The 1,617-nt window shown below is 57.9% G+C and carries 1 rRNA gene; it reads left to right on the top strand.

The window, feature by feature from the left end:
- Positions 1–164: 164 nt before the first annotated feature.
- A 23S ribosomal RNA gene (locus tag JNW87_RS38510) occupies positions 165–1,617 on the top strand; the annotation flags it as partial.

Below are 1,617 nucleotides of genomic sequence, written 5' to 3'. Positions count from 1 at the left end.
TGGTTGTTTCTTTCGGAACCATGACCTCACCTGTGGTGGGGGACGGTTGCCAGGCATGGCCTGGCCTCGCATACCGCCGGCGGATGTCGGGTTTGGTGTGGGGCGGATCGGGTTGTGGGTTGGTCGTTTGTTGAGAATTGCACAGTGGACGCGAGCATCTTTGTGGTCAAGTTGTCAAGGGCGAACGGTGGATGCCTTGGCACCAGGAGCCGATGAAGGACGTGGGAGGCCGCGATAGGCCTGGGGGAGCTGTCAACCAAGCTGTGATCCCAGGGTGTCCGAATGGGGAAACCCGGCACCAGTCATGTGGTGTCACCTGCACCTGAACACATAGGGTGTATGGAGGGAACGCGGGGAAGTGAAACATCTCAGTACCCGTAGGAAGAGAAAACAAATAGTGATTCCGTGAGTAGTGGCGAGCGAAAGCGGATTGAGGCTAAACCGGCTGCGTGTGATACCTGTCAGGGGTTGCGTGGTCGGGGTTGTGGGACCCTGCTACACGAGCTGACACTCGTGTGAGAAGTTATCAAGTCAGTGGCTAGTCGAACAGTCTGGAATGGCTGACCGTAGACGGTGAGAGTCCGGTAGGTGAAAGTTGCTGACCTTCTGTGGGTGTTCCCGAGTAGCGGCGGACCCCTGAAATCTGCCGTGAATCTGCCAGGACCACCTGGTAAGCCTAAATACTTCCTGGTGACCGATAGCGGACGAGTACCGTGAGGGAATGGTGAAAAGTACCCCGGGAGGGGAGTGAAATAGTACCTGAAACCGTTCGCCTACAATCCGTCGGAGCCTTGCGGGGTGACGGCGTGCCTTTTGAAGAATGAGCCTGCGAGTTAGTGGCACGTGGCGAGGTTAACCCGTGTGGGGGAGCCGTAGCGAAAGCGAGTCTGAATAGGGCGATTCAGTCGCGTGTCCTAGACCCGAAGCGGAGTGATCTAGCCATGGGCAGGCTGAAGCGCGGGTAAGACCGCGTGGAGGGCCGAACCCACCAACGTTGAAAAGTTGGGGGATGACCTGTGGTTAGGGGTGAAAGGCCAATCAAACTCCGTGATAGCTGGTTCTCCCCGAAATGCATTTAGGTGCAGCGTCGCGTGTTTCTTGCCGGAGGTAGAGCACTGGATGGTCTAGGGGGCCCACAAGCTTACCGAAATCAGCCAAACTCCGAATGCCGGTAAGTGAGAGCGCGGCAGTGAGACTGCGGGGGATAAGCTTCGTAGTCGAGAGGGAAACAGCCCAGATCACCAGCTAAGGCCCCTAAGCGTGTGCTAAGTGGAAAAGGATGTGGGGTCGCATAGACAACCAGGAGGTTGGCTTAGAAGCAGCCACCCTTTAAAGAGTGCGTAATAGCTCACTGGTCAAGTGGTCCCGCGCCGACAATGTAGCGGGGCTCAAGCACACCGCCGAAGCTGTGGCATTCACATTTCAACCTCGCGGCGCCTTGATGTGCCGTGCAGGTGTGTGGATGGGTAGGGGAGCGTCGTGCCGGGGGTGAAGCAGCGGGGTGACCCAGCTGTGGACGCGGCACGAGTGAGAATGCAGGCATGAGTAGCGAAAGAAGGGTGAGAAACCCTTCCGCCGGATGACCAAGGGTTCCAGGGCCAGGCTAATCCGCCCTGG

Source organism: Micromonospora sp. ATA51, assembly GCF_016802855.1.
Lineage (GTDB): Bacteria > Actinomycetota > Actinomycetes > Mycobacteriales > Micromonosporaceae > Micromonospora > Micromonospora sicca.
The sequence above is the reverse complement of the archived record's forward strand: the minus strand, read 5'-3'. Positions and strand labels throughout refer to the sequence as shown.